19 protein-coding genes, 1 tRNA gene and 1 riboswitch are annotated in these 21630 nt (G+C 51.8%); of the genes, 9 read left to right on the forward strand and 11 right to left on the reverse strand.

The window, feature by feature from the left end:
• Window positions 1-760: 760 nt before the first annotated feature.
• A complete protein-coding gene (locus FDP13_RS00570; protein ID WP_012769905.1) occupies window positions 761-1405 on the reverse strand; it encodes a YchE family NAAT transporter in 645 nt (214 codons plus the stop codon).
• Between the two features lie 546 nt (window positions 1406-1951).
• Here FDP13_RS00570 and adhE point away from each other — a divergent pair.
• On the forward strand, window positions 1952-4654 hold the full coding sequence (gene adhE / locus FDP13_RS00575; protein WP_143838167.1) for a bifunctional acetaldehyde-CoA/alcohol dehydrogenase: 2703 nt from the start codon (window positions 1952-1954) through the stop codon (window positions 4652-4654).
• 475 nt (window positions 4655-5129) lie between these two features.
• Here the strand turns inward: adhE and FDP13_RS00580 are convergent, their stop codons facing one another.
• A complete protein-coding gene (locus FDP13_RS00580) occupies window positions 5130-5729 on the reverse strand; it encodes a thymidine kinase (protein WP_012769907.1) in 600 nt (199 codons plus the stop codon).
• Window positions 5730-6112: 383 nt separating this feature from the next.
• On the opposite strand from FDP13_RS00580, the gene hns reads away from it, so the two are divergent.
• Window positions 6113-6520, forward strand: coding sequence for a histone-like nucleoid-structuring protein H-NS (gene hns / locus FDP13_RS00585; RefSeq protein ID WP_012769908.1), 408 nt, complete (start codon window positions 6113-6115; stop codon window positions 6518-6520).
• A gap of 118 nt (window positions 6521-6638) precedes the next feature.
• Here hns and galU read toward each other — a convergent pair whose 3' ends face one another.
• The 3 genes from galU to rssA form a co-directional block, all read right to left on the reverse strand.
• Window positions 6639-7550 carry a UTP--glucose-1-phosphate uridylyltransferase GalU gene (gene galU, locus FDP13_RS00590; protein WP_033575525.1) on the reverse strand — a complete coding sequence of 304 codons (912 nt, stop codon included), beginning with the start codon at window positions 7548-7550 and terminating at the stop codon, window positions 6639-6641.
• Window positions 7551-7749: 199 nt separating this feature from the next.
• On the reverse strand, window positions 7750-8766 hold the full coding sequence (gene rssB / locus FDP13_RS00595; RefSeq protein ID WP_012769910.1) for a two-component system response regulator RssB: 1017 nt from the start codon (window positions 8764-8766) through the stop codon (window positions 7750-7752).
• A gap of 52 nt (window positions 8767-8818) precedes the next feature.
• Window positions 8819-9733, reverse strand: a complete 915-nt coding sequence (gene rssA, locus FDP13_RS00600) for a patatin-like phospholipase RssA (protein WP_012769911.1) — start codon at window positions 9731-9733, stop codon at window positions 8819-8821.
• A 220-nt stretch (window positions 9734-9953) separates the two neighbouring features.
• On the opposite strand from rssA, the gene FDP13_RS00605 reads away from it, so the two are divergent.
• From FDP13_RS00605 to FDP13_RS00615, 3 genes are all read left to right on the forward strand, one after another.
• Window positions 9954-10421: a YchJ family protein gene (locus tag FDP13_RS00605; RefSeq protein ID WP_033575526.1), complete on the forward strand. Its 468-nt coding sequence runs from the start codon at window positions 9954-9956 to the stop codon at window positions 10419-10421.
• 79 nt (window positions 10422-10500) lie between these two features.
• The gene (gene purU, locus FDP13_RS00610) at window positions 10501-11352 is read left to right on the forward strand and encodes a formyltetrahydrofolate deformylase (RefSeq protein WP_012769913.1); all 852 of its coding nucleotides are present in this window, start codon (window positions 10501-10503) and stop codon (window positions 11350-11352) included.
• Window positions 11353-11499: 147 nt separating this feature from the next.
• Window positions 11500-11584, forward strand: a tRNA-Tyr gene (locus FDP13_RS00615).
• 209 nt (window positions 11585-11793) lie between these two features.
• Here FDP13_RS00615 and FDP13_RS00620 read toward each other — a convergent pair.
• Entirely contained in the window at window positions 11794-12414 is a 621-nt protein-coding gene (locus tag FDP13_RS00620; RefSeq protein ID WP_012769914.1) for a trimeric intracellular cation channel family protein, read from the reverse strand.
• Between the two features lie 21 nt (window positions 12415-12435).
• A riboswitch (glycine riboswitch) is annotated at window positions 12436-12530 on the reverse strand.
• Window positions 12531-12763: 233 nt separating this feature from the next.
• Here FDP13_RS00620 and xthA point away from each other — a divergent pair.
• Window positions 12764-13570 carry an exodeoxyribonuclease III gene (xthA, locus tag FDP13_RS00625; protein WP_143838169.1) on the forward strand — a complete coding sequence of 269 codons (807 nt, stop codon included), beginning with the start codon at window positions 12764-12766 and terminating at the stop codon, window positions 13568-13570.
• Between the two features lie 38 nt (window positions 13571-13608).
• On the opposite strand, the gene FDP13_RS00630 is transcribed toward xthA, so the two are convergent.
• The 3 genes from FDP13_RS00630 to FDP13_RS00640 form a co-directional block, all read right to left on the reverse strand.
• A complete protein-coding gene (locus FDP13_RS00630) occupies window positions 13609-14001 on the reverse strand; it encodes a DUF1496 domain-containing protein (protein WP_143838171.1) in 393 nt (130 codons plus the stop codon).
• A 5-nt stretch (window positions 14002-14006) separates the two neighbouring features.
• Window positions 14007-15932 (reverse strand): DNA topoisomerase III, encoded by a 1926-nt coding sequence (locus tag FDP13_RS00635; protein ID WP_027712141.1) that lies wholly within the window; start codon window positions 15930-15932, stop codon window positions 14007-14009.
• A 79-nt stretch (window positions 15933-16011) separates the two neighbouring features.
• Window positions 16012-16563 (reverse strand): NAD(P)H nitroreductase, encoded by a 552-nt coding sequence (locus FDP13_RS00640; RefSeq protein ID WP_027712142.1) that lies wholly within the window; start codon window positions 16561-16563, stop codon window positions 16012-16014.
• A 265-nt stretch (window positions 16564-16828) separates the two neighbouring features.
• Between FDP13_RS00640 and sppA the strand changes: the two genes are divergently transcribed.
• The 3 genes from sppA to pncA all read left to right on the forward strand — a co-directional run bounded on the left by sppA (window position 16829) and on the right by pncA (window position 20513).
• Window positions 16829-18679, forward strand: coding sequence for a signal peptide peptidase SppA (gene sppA / locus FDP13_RS00645; protein ID WP_143838173.1), 1851 nt, complete (start codon window positions 16829-16831; stop codon window positions 18677-18679).
• 118 nt (window positions 18680-18797) lie between these two features.
• Window positions 18798-19817, forward strand: a complete 1020-nt coding sequence (ansA, locus tag FDP13_RS00650; protein WP_012769920.1) for an asparaginase — start codon at window positions 18798-18800, stop codon at window positions 19815-19817.
• Between the two features lie 54 nt (window positions 19818-19871).
• Window positions 19872-20513, forward strand: a complete 642-nt coding sequence (gene pncA / locus FDP13_RS00655) for a bifunctional nicotinamidase/pyrazinamidase (protein ID WP_143838175.1) — start codon at window positions 19872-19874, stop codon at window positions 20511-20513.
• Window positions 20514-20558: 45 nt separating this feature from the next.
• Here pncA and FDP13_RS00660 read toward each other — a convergent pair whose 3' ends face one another.
• On the reverse strand, window positions 20559-20834 hold the full coding sequence (locus tag FDP13_RS00660) for a YeaC family protein (protein ID WP_012769922.1): 276 nt from the start codon (window positions 20832-20834) through the stop codon (window positions 20559-20561).
• Window positions 20835-20899: 65 nt separating this feature from the next.
• A complete protein-coding gene (msrB, locus tag FDP13_RS00665; RefSeq protein ID WP_143838177.1) occupies window positions 20900-21316 on the reverse strand; it encodes a peptide-methionine (R)-S-oxide reductase MsrB in 417 nt (138 codons plus the stop codon).
• Window positions 21317-21630 lie beyond the last annotated feature (314 nt).

A 21630-nucleotide genomic window follows, 5' to 3' on the forward strand; every position in this document is an offset into this window, starting at 1 on the left:
GAACCGGCAGTTTACAGCCATTTCCACTCTTCCCTGATGGTACGCCCCCCTGCAAAGAAAGCCGTCTGGGATAACGCTCTAATAAAATTAACTTATCCGTAACGACCGAGGAGAATAGCGTGATGCCGAACGTATCAGAAGAACTCGTCTTCGCCAATAGATTTTGCAGGCTGTTACTTAAATTTCTTTTCCATCTCGGAAAGTCACAAAATGATCTAAGCCCGCAAATGGATACAAAAACATCCGCCCCCTGTATCAGGTCGGTAAAATTTCGCACAACAGCAGATTGTCCAATAACTTGTAACTATGAAAGCATTAACAGTAGTCCGGGGTAAAAAATGCACGATAAAACACTTCTACCCAACATCCCACCATGACTGATTCAATCCCTTGTGCATGTGAATAAATTAACAGCGAATAGGCGTTCACACGACGGAAGACCACCCGCTTCGTATCGTGCCATATGCATTAGCTTATCTAAGGCATGAGATAACCCATAAATATAAGTTATGTCGCTCGGTGAGATAAATAATAGTAAGGGATAGACTTTTTTCTACCGGCTATTGCCGAGAAATAGCATAAGTAAAAAATATTAATAAAAATAAGGTATGCACTAAATACGATAAGGCGTGGAGTGGAATATCTGCGTGCGTTTTAATCAACGCCATATCCCCGTCATACTTCTCCCCGTCATACTTCACGTTGCAGGTACGTTGGTTTTCCTGCAACTCGAATTATTTGGGGGATAGACCCGCACCCGTTATAGCAAACCGGGAAACAGGGCGCGCACCCCCGTGACAATGAATTCAATACCGAGCGACATCAACAACAATCCCATAATACGGGTCACCACGTTGATGCCGGTTTGCCCCAGCAATCGTACCAACGCCGGCGCCGCCCGAAACAACAGCCAGCAACAAAACGCAAACACGGCAATCGCGGCAGATAACCCCAACAAATTTTGCCAGCCGTGATAGCGGGAACTCCAGACAATCGTAGAGCTGATCGCCCCCGGCCCGGCCATTAATGGCAACGCCAGCGGTACAACCCCCACACTTTCCCGATTGGCGGTTTCCGTTTTCTCCTGCTTATTCTGTTTATCCTCACCCAGTTTGCCGCTGATCATCGACATAGCGATAGTGGTCACCAGAATACCGCCTGCAATCCGGAACGAATCCATCGAAATACCAAACAGCCGCAGAATAGCGTCGCCAAAGAACAGCGCGACCCAGAGAATGATCACCACAGAGACATTCGCAGTCAGGTTCGTTCTCGCCCGCCCTTCCCCCGGCTGATAGCTGGTCATACTAATAAAGATAGGGAGAATACCCACCGGATTAATCAACGCAAACAACCCAATAAAAAACTTGATGTAGCCGGAGAAATCCAGCATAGGTTGAGCCACACATCACCTCTGAACATGATTGTCGACGTCAGTTTCCACTGCCGAGACACCTCGCACCACAACATCCGCGACCGGTACAATCACAACGTACGGCGCGTCTCCCACAGACTTAATGATCATACTCTGTCTTCACGCCAACTCCCGATACAAATTCGCATAAAGCCACCAATGAAATAGTTATTTATTTTTAACAAATCTTACCGAAAGATGACATTAGCTCTCAAAAACAGCCATGCTGAATGGTGTCAGCTTGACGTTTTAGCGAAGGCGATCACAAAAAATCGCCCACTAACGGGGTATCCTGCTGTCATCTTAGAGGTAACCACTCACGGCAATGAACGATAGCGTTATGTCGGTGACAACGTTAAACAGAGTATTAAGAAACCGGCGATCACGGCATTAACCGGTAACACGATTTATCAGGAGCGCTTTGAGTCAATGGATAATCGCCGACGCCAAATTATCAGGCGTCACAACCATTATCTATACTGCTTATTCAACGGGCTGACCATTGACTGAAAGAGTTTAACATTACAGGAGAGCATTATGGCCGTAACAAACGTTGCTGAACTTAACGCTTTGGTCGAACGCGTCAAAAAAGCGCAGCAGGAATTCGCGAATTTCACTCAGGAGCAGGTCGATCGGATCTTCCGCGCCGCCGCGCTGGCTGCCGCTGATGCCCGTATTCCGCTGGCAAAAATGGCCGTCGCCGAATCCAGCATGGGTATTATCGAAGACAAGGTAATCAAAAACCACTTCGCCTCCGAGTACATTTATAACGCCTACAAGGATGAGCAAACCTGCGGCGTGCTGTCCGTCGATGATACCTTCGGTACCATTACCATTGCCGAACCTATCGGCCTGATCTGCGGTATCGTTCCGACCACGAACCCCACCTCTACCGCTATTTTCAAGGCATTAATCAGCCTGAAAACCCGTAACGGCATTATTTTCTCTCCCCACCCACGAGCCAAAAACGCCACCAACAAAGCGGCAGACATCGTGTTGCAGGCAGCCATCGCCGCGGGCGCGCCTAAAGATATTATCGGCTGGATTGATGAACCGTCGGTAGACCTGTCCAATCAGCTGATGCACCACCCGGATATCAACCTGATCCTGGCGACAGGCGGGCCGGGTATGGTCAAAGCGGCCTACAGCTCGGGTAAACCGGCTATTGGCGTGGGTGCAGGCAATACGCCGGTCGTCGTTGATGAAACCGCGGATATCAAACGAGCGGTAGCATCGATTTTGATGTCGAAAACCTTCGACAACGGTGTGATTTGCGCATCCGAACAATCGGTTATCGTGGTTGATGAAATCTATGATGCCGTACGCGAACGCTTCTCGACACATGGCGGCTACCTGCTTAAAGGGAAAGAATTGCAGGCGGTACAGGCGATTATTTTGAAAAACGGCGGGCTCAATGCCGCCATCGTCGGCCAACCGGCCACCAAAATCGCAGAAATGGCGGGTATTTCCGTACCAGCCAGCACCAAGGTATTGATCGGTGAAGTAACGAATGCCGACGAATCCGAACCGTTTGCTCACGAGAAGCTCTCCCCGACACTGGCGATGTATCGAGCGAAAGATTTTGAAGACGCCGTCAACAAAGCGGAAAAATTGGTCGCCATGGGGGGGATCGGTCATACCTCCTGCTTGTATACCGATCAGGACAATCAGGCGCATCGCGTCAATTATTTCGGCGACAAGATGAAAACCGCGCGTATTCTGATCAATACGCCGGCGTCACAAGGCGGCATCGGCGACCTGTATAACTTTAAGCTGGCGCCGTCGTTGACGCTGGGCTGCGGCTCATGGGGCGGTAACTCCATCTCTGAAAACGTCGGACCGAAGCACCTGATCAACCGTAAAACCGTGGCTAAGCGAGCTGAAAACATGCTGTGGCACAAACTTCCCAAATCAATCTACTTCCGTCGCGGCTCCCTGCCGATCGCGCTGGAAGAAGTGGCGAGCGATGGTGCAAAACGCGCGTTTATCGTGACCGACCGTTTCCTGTTTAACAACGGCTATGTCGACCAGATCACTTCCGTACTGAAACAACAAGGTCTGGATACCGATGTCTTCTTTGAAGTAGAAGCCGACCCAACGCTCAGTATCGTTCGCAAAGGCGCGGAACAGATGAACGCGTTCAAACCCGACGTGATTATCGCGCTGGGTGGCGGTTCGCCGATGGATGCCGCCAAGATCATGTGGGTTATGTACGAACACCCGGATACCCATTTTGAAGAACTGGCGCTGCGTTTCATGGATATCCGCAAACGTATCTACAAGTTCCCGAAAATGGGCGTAAAAGCCAAACTGATCGCCGTCACGACGACCTCAGGTACAGGTTCTGAAGTAACGCCGTTCGCCGTCGTGACCGACGATGCCACCGGTCAGAAATACCCGTTGGCCGACTATGCGCTGACGCCGGATATGGCGATTGTCGACGCCAATCTGGTGATGAACATGCCGAAATCGCTGTGTGCATTCGGCGGTCTGGATGCCGTCACCCACTCGCTGGAAGCCTATGTTTCCGTATTGGCGAACGAATACTCCGACGGACAAGCGTTACAAGCGCTGAAACTTCTGAAAGAAAATCTGCCGGCCAGCTACCATGAAGGCGCCAAAAACCCGGTTGCCCGCGAACGCGTCCACAATGCGGCAACCATTGCCGGCATCGCGTTTGCCAACGCCTTCCTGGGCGTCTGCCACTCCATGGCGCATAAACTGGGGTCTGAGTTCCATATCCCACATGGTCTGGCCAACGCACTGTTGATTTGTAACGTGATTCGTTATAACGCCAACGATAACCCGACCAAACAGACCGCGTTCAGTCAATATGACCGTCCGCAGGCACGTCGTCGTTATGCGGAAGTAGCCGATCACCTCGGTCTGGGTGCCGCGGGCGACCGTACCGCTCAGAAAATCGAGAAACTGTTGGCCTGGCTGGAAAGCATGAAGAAAGAGTTGGGTATCCCAACCTCTATCCGTGAAGCTGGCGTACAAGAAGCCGACTTCCTGGCCAAAGTGGACAAACTTTCTGAGGATGCTTTCGACGATCAGTGCACCGGCGCCAACCCGCGTTACCCGCTGATTGCCGAACTGAAACAGATCCTGCTGGATTCATTCTACGGCCGTCCGTTTATTGAGCATACCGCTGCCGACGCCAAAGCAACTCCGGCAGTTGCCAGTACCGCGGCTAAAACAGAAAAAAGCGAGAAAAAAGAGAAAAAAGCGGTCAACTGATAACTGCAGGTAAACGTTTATTTCTCCACACGCCCTGTGCCCCTGGCACGGGGTTTTTTTATGCCCTCACATCACATTAATTATCCGCGTTTAACCATGCTTAAATCCAAACCTCGAAATAGCTGCCCATGTATTAAAAACCCATGCATTAAAACAACCGCACTAAACGGCTCTTGAGTAAAACGTTGCTATAACCCGTGACGTCACAATAGCAACACGCCCTTGCGGCTGCTATGGCCCTTTACATCGGTTTTGATAGGTGTCTGAACCGGAATCATGAAGAGATATCGGGAGAGTGTACTCAACGCTTCTCCATCTTAGCTTCTCCACCTTAAAGCAAGGCGGTTATACTCACTTGGTAACGAATATTTAATTTAAATTATCAATTTTTTCTGGCAATCAAAACCGGATAACGATTCCGTACATCCGGTTATTAATAAGGCTGGCTAAACGCTTAACCTATTAACGATATGGCTTATTGTGTTTCAGGCCGGGTCAATCCCAACGCAATTTTATAATGCTTACGACATACCGATACATAACTTTCATTGCCGCCAATGACGACTTGTTCGCCTTCAATGACGGGTTTACCCTGTGAGTCTACCCGCAATACGTGATTCGCTTTACGCCCGCAATGGCAGACGGTTTTAAGCTCTATCAGCTTGTCTGCCCAGGCTAATAAATAATGACTGCCGCTGAACAATTCCCCGCGAAAATCGGTACGTAAGCCATAACAAAGAACAGGAATGTCTAATTGATCGACAACATCACACAGCGCATTCACTTGCTCACGCGTCAAAAACTGACTTTCATCAATTAACACACAGTGAATAGTTTGCTGGCGATGCGCCTGCTCAAGCACTCGGAATAAATCTGTCTGCTCGTTAAACAATAGCGCCGGCGAAGAAAGGCCGATACGAGAACTCACAACGCCGCTTCGCCCGGTACGGTCATCTATTTCAGCCGTAAACACCAGAGTTCGCATTCCTCTTTCATGGTAGTTATATGATGACTGTAACAGTGCGGTGGATTTCCCTGCATTCATCGCGGAATAATAAAAATAAAGTTGCGCCATGGCTCCTCGTTCAACGGCATTCACCGGTCAGTAATCGTTAAAATTTATTGTAACATACCGATTGTCGCTGACGAGGGTTTAGTCATGTATGGCTGACCTGATGAGCAACACCATTCATTCTGTGGTTTTGTAATATACAAAGTTCCATCCTGTGTGCCTGAAGAAACTATCGGTACTCTCCATACGCTATTTTCGCTGCCGATCACGCTAACAGAATGTATTAGCTGGTTTGTTGGAAATTTATATTGCCCTGTCGATGCGTGATTTTCGTTTTAAATTTGCTAAATTTTAACAACCTGACAATTTTGCCTATTGCAGAAAATAAAACGGCACTCTATTATCTCTGTACTGTCACCAATAATATTTATTTTGAGATTAATCCAATGAGCGAAGCACTTAAGATTCTAAACAACATCCGCACCCTGCGCGCCCAGGCAAGAGAATGCAGCCTCGAAACGCTGGAAGAAATGCTGGAGAAGCTGGAAGTCGTGGTGAACGAGCGCCGCGAAGAAGAAAACCAGGCTCAGGCAGAAATTGAAGAACGCACACGCAAATTACAGCAGTATCGTGAAATGCTTATTGCCGACGGCATTGACCCGAACGAATTACTGCAATCCCTGGGTGCAAACAAAGTCGCAGGTAAAGCCAAGCGCGCTGCGCGTCCGGCTAAATATCAATACACTGATGAAAACGGCGAACTGAAAACCTGGACCGGCCAGGGCCGTACTCCGGCAGTGATCAAAAAGGCTATCGAAGAACAGGGTAAGTCCCTGGATGACTTCCTGCTGTAATTTTCAGTTTATGAATAAAACAAAAACACCCCTTTAAAAAGGGTGTTTTTTTATGCTTGTCTAACGACATTGTTCTCTCCCCTACACTAACCAAAAGTACAGGGAAGAGAGCTAATTATTATTTGGCGTCTTCTTCTATTGCTTCTTTCAGCCAGTGGGTAAAATCTTCACCCAACGCATCATGCCGAATACCATATTCTACAAACGCGGTCATGTATCCCAGTTTATTTCCGCAGTCATGGCTTACCCCTTTCAGGTGATAAGCTTCAACGGTTTCTTTTTCCATCAGCATGGCAATAGCATCGGTCAGCTGAATTTCATTACCTGCGCCGGGCTCTGTTTTCTTCAGCAGATCCCAGATCTGCTCAGATAGCACATAACGCCCAACAACCGCTAAATTGGACGGTGCTTCTGATGCTTTCGGTTTTTCGACTACACCGACCATCGGCGCGCTATCACCCGGTTTTAATTCCACACCTTTGCAATCAACTACGCCATAACTGCTGACGTTTTCCACCGGCTCAACCATAATCTGGCTATGGCCTGTGCTATAAAAACGTTGCAACATTTCGCTGAGGTTGTCTTTCTTCAGATCAGATTCATATTCATCGATGATCACGTCCGGTAAAATAACCGCTACCGGTTCATCTCCCACTAAAGGATGAGCACAAAGCACCGCATGTCCTAATCCTTTCGCCAGTCCCTGACGAACCTGCATAATAGTGACATGCTCCGGACAAATAGATTGCACTTCGTTCAACAACTGGCGCTTAACACGTTTTTCCAACATGGCTTCCAGTTCAAAGCTGGTATCAAAATGGTTTTCTATTGAGTTCTTGGAAGAATGTGTAACTAAAATTATTTCATTGATACCGGCAGCAATGCATTCATTAACCACATACTGGATTAGCGGCTTATCGACCAGAGGCAGCATTTCTTTGGGAATTGCCTTGGTAGCAGGCAACATGCGCGTCCCTAACCCGGCCACTGGAATGACCGCTTTCCTTACTTTTTTATTAATAGTTGACATAAACAACCTCGTATATATCGTTCAAATAATGAGCTTTATTTGTCCGGTGCATAAAACCGCGAAAGTATATCAGGTTCAATGCGTGATGCTCGTCCAATCTGGATTCGTGATGAAAAATCATAGGCACATACTAGGGAATAAAAAATAATAACGATAGATAGACCTAGTCTGAAGTGCGGGAACGTTCGCAGCTATCGGATTAATCTGTAGACAACATCAGACGCAGACGGCCTCCGCTCCCCCACATTTGACATTGCCATGACGCACACTGATAACTGATCTGATTAAGATAAGCGGCTTCCAGCGTACCCAACGGTACGCCATTATTCAGCGCGATATTCTGATCTTCAACACTTAATGTAGCGTGCAGCCCTGCTGAAATAAGGATGAGTCTTTTCAGTTCCCGGTGGTAATACCCTACAAGCAGAGGAAACTGACCTTGCAGATTGGCCCGACGCAATAACTGATTGACCTGATTCAGTAATACCGACAATTCAGGCAATCGACGTTGCTGATGTACTAAATGCTCCTGTAACAAGCTGTTGAATAACGCCCGCAGCAGTAATGCCGCCAGTACACCGTGATTATTCGCAGCCTGCGTCACATCAAGACAGTAAAACGCCAGCTCATCGTCGGATAATGCGGCGATATCAAGCACCAGCCCCGGCCTGTCCACCGCCATCAATTGCCGATAATTGATACGGCAATGCGCCAGCGTCTGCTGCACCGGCGGCTGCAACTGCCCCAGCAGTTTCAACGCGGCGCCAGGCGATTGGTTCAGCGTATCCAAATCACGCATCAGTTGTTCAACTTCATTGGCCTGAGACGTGAACATGGTCGGATACAGGCAGGCCATGACAGATTCACGCAAACGCGTGTAATCATGAAGGGGTTTAAGCAAAACATCCTGAACGCCAAGACGCAAGACTCTGGCAATATCCGCCAGATGACTGGTGGCGGAGACCACCAGCACAGGTGTCGTGATATCGTGTAGCCGCAGACGCTCGACGAACTCAAATCCCCCCATCATGGGCATATTGAGATCGCAGATAATCAGATCAGGCTGCCGGCTAGCCATTTTTTCCAGCGCATCCTTGCCGTTATCCGCTTCGCGAACATCTGCGCCCAGGGATGTCAGATAGCCTGCCAGCACGGAACGGAAAACAGCCTCATCCTCAACAACCAAAATATGTTTTCCCGTTAACGGTTGTGCCATCAGCGACCCCTTGCACCGCTTATCATCATTCGTTGCTGAATCCTAAATCATCCTATATGCCGTGGTTTGCCAGCGGCAACAACAATTCCCGCTGTTTTTCCACCGCCGCCCTGCCGGCTTCAATCGCCTCTTGCGCCCGATGAAAATCCAACGTGGCGATTTGCGGGCAGTAGGGTTGAATCAATACATCCGGGGGATCGCCCGCCATACGGTTCATTTTCAGGCGATTCTCCAATATCTGTATAGATGTGCTCATGATCTCCATCGCGGTAGGAGCGACTTCCGTCTGCCGACGAAAAGGCTGGGCTAACCGATGACGGATACGTTCGCGCCAGTTACGCGACGTTGCTATCGTATCCACCTGCATATCCGCCTGAACCGGTTTGGCAGACAATAAATTATGCGGCTGTAAGCTGGCGTCATGCTGTAAATCGACGGCAATCACCACATCTGCCCCCATCGCCCGCGTCAATGAAACCGGCACCGGATTAACCACAGCGCCATCCACCAACCAGTAACCGTTCAATTGTACCGGCGCCAATAACCCCGGCATGCTACAGGAAGCACGAATAGCCAAATGTAAGTCTCCCTGTGTGAGCCAAAGTTCCCTTCCCGTACTCAGGTTAGTCGCCACCGCACCATACTTGATAGCACACTCCTCAATATGTTGCGTACGTAGCAAATGCTTTACATGGTTGAAAACGCGATCCCCCCGCAATAACCCGCCACGACGCCAGGAAAAATCCATCAGTCGGATAACATCCCAATAACGAAAGCCATTCACCCAATGCGCCATGCTGTCCAAGCGATGCGTGGCATAGGCCGCGCCGACCAATGCGCCGACCGAACATCCAGCCACAACCTCCGGCACGATCCCTAATTCTTCCAGCGCGTGTAACACGCCAATGTGCGCCCATCCCTTTGCTGCGCCAGAGCCCAACGCCAAGCCTATTTTTACCTTCCGCATGGGTTACCTCCAATGTCTTATTCTAGGCGGCGCCCCACGATGATGCGCGATTATTGCCAGTGGTCATTCCATATAACGACACCGGCAAACGCCGCCTTACTCTTATTCGTCCACAAAGCAGGGTGATTGCGACGGATAAACCGTATTGGGTAACATAGCGCACGCTTTATCAGTCGTGTCTCATTAATTAACGTTACGGCAGAATTTTGCAGGAGATATTGTGTCCGAATATTGCCCATGCGGCAGTGATCAGCCTTATGAGCGCTGTTGTCAGCCCTACCTACGCCATGATAGCCAGCCCTCCAGTCCTGAGCGGCTGATGCGTTCACGCTATACCGCTTACGTCAAACAGGATGTCGATTATCTTGTTGCCACCTGGCACCCGGATTGCCATGCGGAAAACTGGCGAACCGACATCGCCGCCAGTTTCGCGGATACTCACTGGCTCGGGCTACAGATTCTGAATACGGCGTCGGGAAAAACCGCAGATGAAGGGTATGTGGAGTTCGCCGCCAGTTATAGCACAGCCGGACATGCAGGACATCGGGTGCTGATGAGGGAGCGTTCTCGCTTCCTTCGCTATCACGATCGCTGGTACTATGTTGACGGCGTTCACTTGCAAACCGGCAGGAACGACAGCTGTCCATGCGGCTCCGGCAAAAAATACAAAAAGTGCTGTGGACAATAACACCCTTGATTACTGCGATGATTCCGGCATCGCGTAACGGCAACATCTGAATTTATGTTTTGGACAGGATCCCAATTCCATGCAATCCCAGAATATCCAAAGAAAAATCTTACGGACAATCTGCCCTGATGCAAAAGGGCTTATCGCCAAGATCACCAACATCTGTTACAAGCACGAACTGAATATTGTGCAGAACTCGGAATACGTTGATCACCGTACCGGCCGTTTCTTCATGCGTACGGAATTGGAAGGCATTTTCAATGACACAACGCTGCTGGCTGATATGGACAGCGCCTTACCCGAAGGCTCGGCGCGTGAACTGAGCAGTGCCGGGCGTCGTCGTGTCGTTATTCTGGTTACCAAAGAAGCGCACTGTCTTGGCGATCTGCTCATGAAAAGCACTTACGGCGGTCTGGATGTGGAGATCGCTGCGGTGATCGGTAACCACGACACGCTGCGTACGTTGGTAGAACGCTTTGATATCCCGTTCCATCTGGTCAGCCACGAAGGGCTGACGCGCGAAGAGCACGACCTGAAAATGGTCGCGCAAATCGACCAATACAAACCTGACTACGTGGTGCTGGCGAAATACATGCGCGTGCTGACGCCCGCGTTTGTTCAGAACTACCCTAACCGGGTTATCAATATCCATCACTCGTTCCTGCCGGCGTTTATCGGCGCACGCCCGTATCATCAGGCTTACGAACGCGGCGTGAAAATCATCGGCGCTACGGCCCATTACGTGAACGACAATCTGGATGAAGGCCCCATCATCATGCAGGACGTGATTCACGTCGATCACACCTACACCGCTGACGACATGATGCGTGCCGGTCGCGACGTAGAGAAAAATGTGCTGAGCCGGGCGTTATACCATGTGTTGGCCCAACGCGTGTTCGTTTACGGTAATCGTACGATTATTCTGCGTTGATTAGCACGTCGCCGCCCGTCGCTTACAATTGCAGCGGGCGGCATAAAAAAACGGCAAACAAACTTGTTTTTGTTTTTTCTATCTTTACAGGGGCGCGGCATTTGATATGATGCGCCCCGCTCGACACGAAAGAGCAATCAGGCCAGTGGTGGGGTTCCCGAGCGGCCAAAGGGAGCAGACTGTAAATCTGCCGTCACAGACTTCGAAGGTTCGAATCCTTCCCCCACCACCATCTCTGCTACGCCTCCCCGATCTTGTTTTCAAAAACCACTCTCAGTCACTTTCTGGTATCCAACGCAAACATAAACGCTGCCACGAAACCATGAACTAACCGATGGTGCGTTCCGGTGTTTGTGATTCGTCTGAGTCGTGATTACGTCCGCTTATCGACACCCGACGCTACCGCATTCGTGCGGCATCAGGCGTCTCCAGACAAGGTCGTTACTCTTTCCAGCGCTCCGGCATATAACTGAATACCGGCAACTGCCAGGACCAAAAAATAGCGGCCAGCCGAAGCGCCAATCCGACAGAGAACGAGATCAACTGATTGAGATCGTGATTGATGCCAAGTTCACGCAGGCTAAGGTACACCAACGCGACCAGCAATGAGACGCAGGCGTACAGCTCCTTGCGCAATACCATCGGGGTCCGGTTGCAGAAAATATCCCGTAAAATACCGCCGAAGATGCCGGTAGTAATCCCCGCCATCACCACCACCGTCGGCGAATAGCCCAGTTCAATCGCTACATTGCAACCGATAATCGTGAAGGCCACCAACCCCATGGCGTCCAGCACCAGAAACAGCCGGTGCAAATGGTGCATCACGCGTGCCGCCAGCACCGCCAGCAAACCGGCACCGATGGTGAGATAGATATAAACAGGATGTTGAGTCCAGACGATGGGGTAATTGCCTAACAGGATATCGCGCACCGTGCCGCCGCCCAGCGCAGTAATAAAGGCGATCATCGAGACGCCGAAAATATCCATATTACGACGACCGGCGGCCAACGCACCGGACATCCCCTCAGCGGTAATAGCGATCAGATAAATATAGGTCAGCACACACGTACCCTTGTGAAAGGTGCCCCTCCCTCTGTCCTTTTACCTGAGAGTTTACGCGGCCAAACCGCTTGCCCCTTCGGTGGGTTGTCTGGCAACCGCTCTCCAGTTGGCGTCATTGAAATGTGCAGTAAGGTGGCCTGAGCGATTATGGGAGTTTGCGCCTTCGGCGGGAAGGTCTGTCAGCGTCTTCCGCTCTCCTGCAAGCGGCGGAGTATACGGGCTATCGTTACCCGCTTCAACCAGCCATCATCAATAGTGATGACAGCCCATGCGATCGTATCGTCGTCGTGACTCGGTTCCCGCCTTTCTGCTAACATCGGAGCACGTTTTTTTAACAACGGCAGCGAACATGAAGTTTGTCTCTTTCAATATCAACGGGCTGCGCGCTCGTCCCCATCAACTGGCCGCCATCATCGAACAACACCAACCTGATGTGATCGGCTTGCAGGAAACCAAAGTCCATGACGATATGTTTCCGCTCGACGAGGTGAAACAGTTTGGTTATCACGTGTTCTACCACGGGCAGAAAGGCCATTACGGTGTTGCGCTGCTGACCAAAGCCGAACCGCTGGCGGTCCGTCGCGGGTTCCCTACCGACGACGACGACGCTCAGCGCCGCATCATCATGGCGGATCTGGCGACGCCGCTCGGTACGCTAACCGTGGTTAACGGCTATTTTCCACAAGGTGAAAGCCGCGACCACCTAGTAAAATTTCCGGCCAAAACCCGCTTCTATCAGGACTTGCAGCATTATCTTGAGCAACATCATCAGTCAGAACAACCTGTTCTGATCATGGGGGATATGAACATCAGCCCGGCCGACCAGGATATCGGCATCGGTGAGGAAAACCGTAAACGCTGGCTACGCACCGGTAAATGTTCTTTCCTGCCGGAAGAACGCGAATGGATGGAACGGCTGAAAAACTGGGGATTAGTCGATACCTTCCGGGCGGCCAATCCCGAATGTCAGGACCGGTTTTCGTGGTTTGATTACCGTTCGGCCGGGTTTGACGACAACCGCGGCCTGCGCATTGACCTGATCATGGCGACCCCTCCGCTAGCCAGCCGCTGTGCCGCCACCGGCATTGATTATGCGATTCGTGGCATGGAGAAACCATCCGATCATGCGCCGGTATGGGCAGAGTTCACACTCTGACGTTCTAAACGGGGCGGCCTCCGCCCCGTTATCAGCGCTTATTGCTGATCGTTGATAATCCGCCACACCAGATTATTGGTGCCCAGATTGGCTTTATCGCGCTGACATTGCAGTAATACGCCTTCTGCCCTGACCACCGCCCCTTCAGAGTAATTTTTGTTCTGGTAAATACAGCAACTCATGCAATTGACCTGAGTCTCGCGCTGTACATTGCCGCCGTTGCCGTTACCCCAGATAACCTGGGGTGGAACCGGCACCACCACCTCGGTGTTGGTGTTACCCTGCGCGCCGGAAACCGTGCTCTGTGTGCCGGCATTTCCCGGCAGTACGACAGGATTTTCCTGCGTAATCACTGTCGTTTGCGTCGCCGCCTGCGTAGCGCAAGAAACCAACAGGCTTGTCGCCATTAGGAAGGTGCCCCATGCTTTCATCTGTGTTACTCCTTGGTGCTGGCTGAACGTGACTGACGGCGTTTCCGCTTTTCGGGCGTAGCGCGCTTAACCGCCGGTAATCCTCTGAATGCCTGGATATTACCACTTTGCCGGGCCTGCTGAATGAGTTCATACAACGATTGCGTCAATGGCTGCATGAAGTCCTGATAGCGGCAACGCTTCTCGCTAATCTGCGTCAACGTCGCTTCCCAGTGTGCGGTCATATCCGGATGAGCCGCTATCGGCGGCAAGGCATGGATCAAGGCTTTGCCCGCATCGGTGGAATGAATATAACGCCCTTTCTTGATTAAAAAGGCACGCTTAAACAGTAGCTCGATAATACCTGCGCGTGTGGCCTCAGTACCCAGTCCATCGGTTTCGCGCAGAATTTTCTTCAACGCCTTGTCCTGAACGAAGCGGGCAATACCGGTCATGGCGGACAACAATGTAGCATCGGTAAACGGCCGCGGCGGCTGAGTCTGTCGTTCCACCACTTCGCCCCGTTCGCACAGCAATTCATCGCCTTTCGCCACCACCGGCAACGGCATACCTTCGTTTTCCTCATCTCGCTCTTTGTTGCCGAGCAGCGTACGCCATCCCGCCTCAGCCAGAAACCGGGCCTTAGCGACAAACTTGCCGCCGGCAATATCCAGATCGATAACGCATTTACGAAATACCGCATCTGCGCAGAACTGCATCAGGTATTGCCTGGCAACCAGCCCATACACCTGACTTTCCTGTTCGGTCAACGACGTTCGGGCACTGCGTGCCGTGGGAATAATGGCGTGGTGAGCATCGACCTTGCCGTCATCCCAGCAACGATTGCGGCGTTCGGGATCAACCGCCGGTTGCGGCAATAAATCCGGCCGATGTGTCGCAATCGCGTTCAGCACCGCCTGTCGCCCGGCGAAATGCTCTTCCGGTAAGTACCGACAGTCCGAACGCGGGTAGGTAATCAATTTGTGCGTCTCATACAGACGCTGGCAGATATCCAGCACCTGCTGGGCACTAAGGCCAAAGCGTTTGGCCGCTTCAATCTGCAAAGCGGAAAGGGAATACGGCAACGGCGCGGTTTCCGATTCCCGTTTATCACTATAGGCGGTCACCCATGCCGGTTGCCCTTCGATGCGCTTGACGACGTGCTCAGCCAGCGGGCGATGCAGTAAACGCCCCTCGTCGTCCTGATACGGCTCGCACGACTCACTGGGCTGCCACAACGCAACGAACCGCTCGTTGGCTGGAGTAACGATGTGTGCCTTAACCTCGAAATAGTCGCGAGGTACAAAATTGTCGATCTCTTCGTCACGACGCACCACCAGACCCAAAACCGGCGTTTGGACCCGACCGACCGACAGCACGCCTTCATAACCGGCATTCTTCCCAAGTAACGTATAAGCGCGGGTCATATTAATGCCGTACAGCCAGTCGGCGCGTGAACGCGCCAATGCCGAAACACACAGCGGCACAAACTCCCGGTTTTCGCGCAGACGCGACACCGCACGCTCTACCGCTTGCGGATTTAAGTCGTTGATCAGACAACGGCGCACGTGCTGACGTTTCTCTTCCGACAACGCCAGATACTCCAGCACTTCATCCACCAGTAACTGCCCTTCCCGGTCCGGGTCGCCGGCATGGATGATCTCATCGGCTTGCGTCAGTAATTTTTTAATTACATTCAGTTGCTTACTGACAGATGGCCGCGGCTGGAGCAGCCATTTCTGCGGCACTATCGGTAGGTCCGTCAGCGACCAGCGTGCATAACGGGCGTCGTAGGCATCCGGTTGAGCCTGTTCCAGCAGGTGTCCCACGCACCAGGTCACCGTATCCTGGTCGCCGCAGGCAATGAAGCCATCACCACGCCGATGCGGTTTCGGCAACACATCGGCAATGGCTCTGGCAAGGCTGGGTTTTTCTGCAATAAACAGTCGCATGTTACACCGCAAGGCAGAACGGATATCCCCCGCTCACGGCTTGTGGAATGCGCAAGTCGGGGGAAACATCGTCAAGAAATTAGAAATAGCTGACAAACTTCGCGCTATCCACGGGCGTGATAGCGGCGGAGGCTTTGAGCTGCGGTGTTCCCAAATACAGGAAACCGACGATTTCATCCGATGCACGGCACCCAAACGCATCCCGCACCAATGGATGATGAGTCCAGGCGCCACTGCGCCAGATACCGTTGAAGCCTTGCGCCAGCGCAGCCATTTGCATCGCCTGCACCGCACAGCCGGCCGATACGACCTGCTCCCAATGGGGAACTTTAGGATGATCGTCGCAATGGGCCACGACGGTGATAATCATCGGCGCGCGAAATGGCGCCTGACGCGCTTTATCAACCGCCGCATCATCCAGCTTATCCTGTAATGCCGCCCGGACCAGCAATTCGCTAAAACGGGACAATCCCTCATCCTGGATAATCGAGAAACGCCAGGGCTGTAATGCGCCATGGTCCGGCGCTCGCAACCCCGCACGCAGGATATTCTCCAGTGCCTCGCCTGCCGGCGCAGGTGCAGCCAGACGGGACGCCGAACGACGATTCAGTAGCAATTCCAGAGCATCCATCACATCTCTCCTGTCATGAAAAATCTGCTGTCGGTAAATAAGATCCGGTTGCGCGCCACGGTAGCACAGGTAGAAGATTTGTTACAAGTTAGCCCCCGGCTACCGACCATAAGGCAAGATAAATAGCTGACTTTTATTCAGTCGCTCATTAGGATACCGCCAGTGCCCGCATACAGATGCGATTGCGCAGATAACATTGGCAATGCCATCTTATCCGGCAATACGGAGCACAGCTTAAACCCAGTTTTCTTTTGACGGAGTGGACATGCGCACAATGTGGCGAATTTTCAGTGGAATATTCAGATGGGGGTGGCGCCTGCTGAATTTTACCCGCGAATTTATCCTCAACCTTTTTCTGATCTGTTTGATCCTGGTCGGTATCGGGGTCTACAGCCAGTTAAAAACCCCGCAGGCTGAGCCGGCTCGGGGAGCGTTACTGCTGGATCTGACGGGGGTCGTGGTGGATAAACCCTCCGTGAATAATAAGCTGCGTCAATTCGGGCGCGAGTTCTTCGGCGTGTCGGCAAGCCGTCATCAGGAGAATTCGTTGTTTGATATTGTCGACAGCATCCGTCAGGCCAAAGACGACAGCAATATTACCGGCATGGTGATGGACTTGTCTGATTTCGTCGGCGCGGATCAGCCTTCGTTGCAATACATCGGCAAGGCGCTGCGCGAATTCCGCGATGCCGGCAAACCGATTTTTGCCGTCGGCGACAACTTCAACCAGACGCAATATTATCTGGCCAGCTTCGCCAATAAAATTTACCTGACGCCGCAGGGTAATATCGACCTGCACGGTTTCGCCACCAACAACCTGTATTACAAAACGTTGTTGGATAAGCTGAAGGTAACCGCCCATATTTTCCGCGTGGGCACTTATAAGTCCGCCGTCGAGCCGTTTATCCGCGACGATATGTCGCCTGACGCCCGTGAGGCCGACAACCGCTGGATTTCCACTCTGTGGCAACACTATCTCGACACGGTAGCGGCCAATCGCCAGATCACCCCACAACAGCTGTTCCCCGGTGCGGAGAAGATACTCGCCAACCTGCAAACAGTGGATGGCGATACAGCCCGCTATGCGCTGGAAAATAAACTGGTGGACGAAGTCGCCTCCCGTTCGATGGTTGAACAGGCGTTGATAAAAGCCTTTGGGTGGGACGCCAAGACCAAAAACTTCAATTTTACCAGCATCTATGATTACACACCGACGCCTCCCGCCGTCAGTACCAACGAGATCGCCGTCGTGTTTGCCAGCGGGACGATTGTCGATGGTAAAGAAACGCCGGGATACGTCGGCGGCGACACCACCGCTGCACAGATTCGCGATGCGCGTCTGGACCCGAAAGTCAAAGCCATCATCCTACGGGTGAACAGCCCTGGCGGCAGTGTGACCGCTTCCGAGCTGATTCGCTCAGAGCTGATGGCCGCACGGCAAGCCGGTAAACCGGTCGTCGTATCGATGGGGGGTATGGCCGCCTCTGGCGGTTACTGGGTCTCCACCCCGGCAAACGTCATTATTGCCAGCCCCAGTACCCTGACCGGCTCGATTGGAATTTTCGGTGTGGTGACCACGTTTGAAAACGCGCTGGATAGCATTGGGGTGCATACCGACGGCGTGGCGACGTCGCCATTGGCTGATCTGTCTCAAACCAAGGCGTTGCCGTCACAAGCCAGCCAACTAATGCAAATTAGCATCGAACGTGGTTATCAGAATTTCATTTCACTGGTTGCTCAGTCTCGCCGGAAAACGACGCAGGAAGTCGATGCGATCGCTCAGGGCCATGTCTGGGTCGGCAGCGATGCGAAAACCAATGGGTTGGTCGATCAGTTAGGCGACTTTGACGATGCCGTGAAAAAAGCCGCGGAACTGGCCAAACTGGAACAGTATCAGTTGAGCTGGTATACCGAAGAGTCGGACTTGCTCAATGCCATGTTCACTCAGGTCAGGAGCGCCGTCTACGCGATGCTGCCTTCCGCCTTGCAGGCGGTGATCCCCGCACCGGTCATTCAACTGGCGCAAACCGTTCGCGCCCAGACATCGATTCTGGATGCCCTGAATGATCCGCAAAATCGTTATGCTTTGTGCCTGAATTGCGGCGACCTACGCTAACACTCGCTTACACAGCCCGACGCCTGTCGGGCTGTCTTTACTACTGAAACCTTTTTATAATCCCATTTTTCAGGGCTATCCCTTTCTACAACCAACAGTGTCCCGACCAATCGCACCCATGCAAAAGAAATCCATCTACGTCGCCTATACCGGCGGCACTATCGGTATGCAGCGTTCCGCTCACGGTTATGTCCCGGTTTCCGGCCACCTGCAACAACAGTTGGCGCAAATGCCGGAATTCCACCGCCCGGAGATGCCCTCGTTTACCATCCATGAATATACGCCGTTGATTGATTCTTCTGATATGACGCCGTCAGACTGGCAATCGATTGCAAACGATATCCAGCAAAACTATGACCAATACGATGGATTCGTGATTCTCCACGGTACCGACACGATGGCGTTTACGGCTTCAGCGTTGTCTTTCATGCTGGAGAATCTTGCTAAACCGGTTATTGTGACAGGGTCACAAATTCCACTGGCGGAATTGCGCTCCGATGGGCAAACCAACCTGCTGAATGCGTTGTACGTAGCCGCTAATCATCCGGTTAATGAGGTCAGCCTGTTCTTCAACAACAAATTATTGCGCGGTAATCGCACCACCAAAGCACATGCCGATGGTTTTGACGCTTTTGCTTCTCCTAACTTCCCACCATTACTGGAAGCCGGTATCCACATTCGCCGTCTGACGCCGGTTAATCCGGAACTGCTCGACGGCTCCTTGATAGTTCACGCCATCACCCCGCAGCCCATCGGCGTGGTGACCATCTATCCGGGGATTTCCGCCGACGTGGTGAGCAATTTCCTCCGCCAGCCGGTTAAGGCACTGATTTTACGCTCGTATGGCGTCGGTAATGCGCCTCAAAGCTCAGGTTTGCTTGATGAGCTCCGTCAGGCTTCAGAGCGCGGCATTGTGGTAGTCAACCTGACACAATGTATTTCCGGGCGGGTCAACATGGACGGTTATGCCACCGGTAACGCGCTAGCGCAGGCCGGCGTCATCAGCGGGTTCGACATGACGGTTGAAGCGGCACTGACGAAATTGCATTATCTGTTAAGCAGGAACGATCTTTCTCCCGAACAGATCCGCCAGCTTATGCAACAGAACCTGCGCGGAGAATTAAGCGATAAAGATTGAATCACCTGCAGCCGATGTATTAAGGATATACAACATCAATGAGAAGAAGACACGATGAACAGAGTACTCTTGCTGGTGGATATCCAAAATGACTTCTGTGCCGGTGGCGCGCTGGCCGTCTCAGACGGCGACAGCGTGGTCGCGATAGCCAATCAGGCTATCGCCGCTTGCCAGCAGGCCGGGGTGATGGTGGTCGCCTGCCAGGACTGGCATCCGGCGGATCACCGCAGTTTCGCCGTCAACTCCGGCACCCGTATCGGCGAGCAAGGCGAACTGGACGGCTTGCCGCAAGTCTGGTGGCCGGTACATTGTGTACAAGGCTCACCCGGCGCCGACTTTCATCACAAACTGAACCAGCAGGCCATAAATTGGGTCGTGCGCAAGGGAACACACCCGTTTATCGACAGCTATAGCGCCTTTTTCGATAACGGCCGCCGCACCCGCACCGAGTTACATGATTGGCTGGCGGCCAGAAACATCACCCGGTTGACCATCATGGGGCTGGCGACGGATTACTGCGTTAAATATACCGTGCTGGATGCGCTGGCGCTGGGGTATCAAACCGAAGTACTGTCCGACGGCTGTCGCGGCGTAAACCTGCATCCGAAAGATAGCCAGCAGGCGCTGGAGGTGATGGAGAAACACGGCGCCACGCTGGTTGACCTGCCCACGTTTATTGCATCGCTCGGTCAGTAATTCACGTGTTCATCACGCCAGTCGACAACGCTGGCGTGATTGGGGTTAGTCTTGCGGTTTCAGTGTGGTGATGGTATCGCCGGCAAACCGCTGCTTGAGCTCCTGCTTGCTTTTCATTTCAATTTCACCGCGCGTGTTGATCGTCATGTGGTCGGCTTCGGCGTTATTGCGCGCCTGCCACAGCATTACCATCTGCAATGCATTTTCTTTTTGCTCCGCCGTCAGCGCTACACCGTCCGGCCATTTACCCAATTCCACCGCCGTGGTCAGACGCTGATAAATTTCCGGCGTCATGCTGTTTATTAAATCATCTAATTGCATGTTTTCTTCTGCCTGAAGTCAGATTTAGCTGAAACGTTTCAAGTCAATATATTGTATTAGCGCGGCTAACCATCCGTCTGCTGGTCGTCTTCGGCGTCGATAAAACTGAGCGACACGGAATTCACGCAATAACGCTCGCCGGTCGTCTCTTGCGGGCCATCCGGGAACACATGCCCCAAGTGCGAATCACATTGGCTGCAACGGATTTCAATGCGGTGCATATGGTGGGAATAGTCATCAATATAGCGGATAGCATTCGCGCTCACCGGGCGATCAAAGCTCGGCCAACCGCAACCGGAATCATATTTATCGTCAGAATAAAACAGCGGTTGATGACAACACAAACAGTGATAAACGCCGGTGCGCTTGTTATGCAGCAGTTTACCAGTGTAAGGACTTTCCGTCCCACGCTGTTGCGTGACGTGCCGCTGCAAATCGGTTAACTCATCCAGATTACGTTGGAAAACAGTTGTCTTGGTCATCAGATTCTCACTGAAACACGATTTTTTCATCAGAATGATGATGCATAATTCTAACAAAAAGTTAACACCGCTACAGCCTATTTTGGCCTACACTTACCGCCACGCAGTAATGGCACTTTTAATTGTGATCACCATCACAATTACACCTATGGCGGGTGTTTCCATGCCTGTGCATTCCTCATATGATTGGGTTATGCCCTTTAATTAGGCTGATAGCTGTTTATCGTGTAACTGTTGAACGGACTTTTGACTTACCGCAACGATTGACACGATTCCGCTTGACGCTCAGTAAGGTTTTTGTAATTTTACAACCA

It is taken from the genome of Dickeya sp. ws52 (genome assembly GCF_007210685.1).
Taxonomy (GTDB): Bacteria; Pseudomonadota; Gammaproteobacteria; order Enterobacterales; family Enterobacteriaceae; genus Dickeya; species Dickeya chrysanthemi.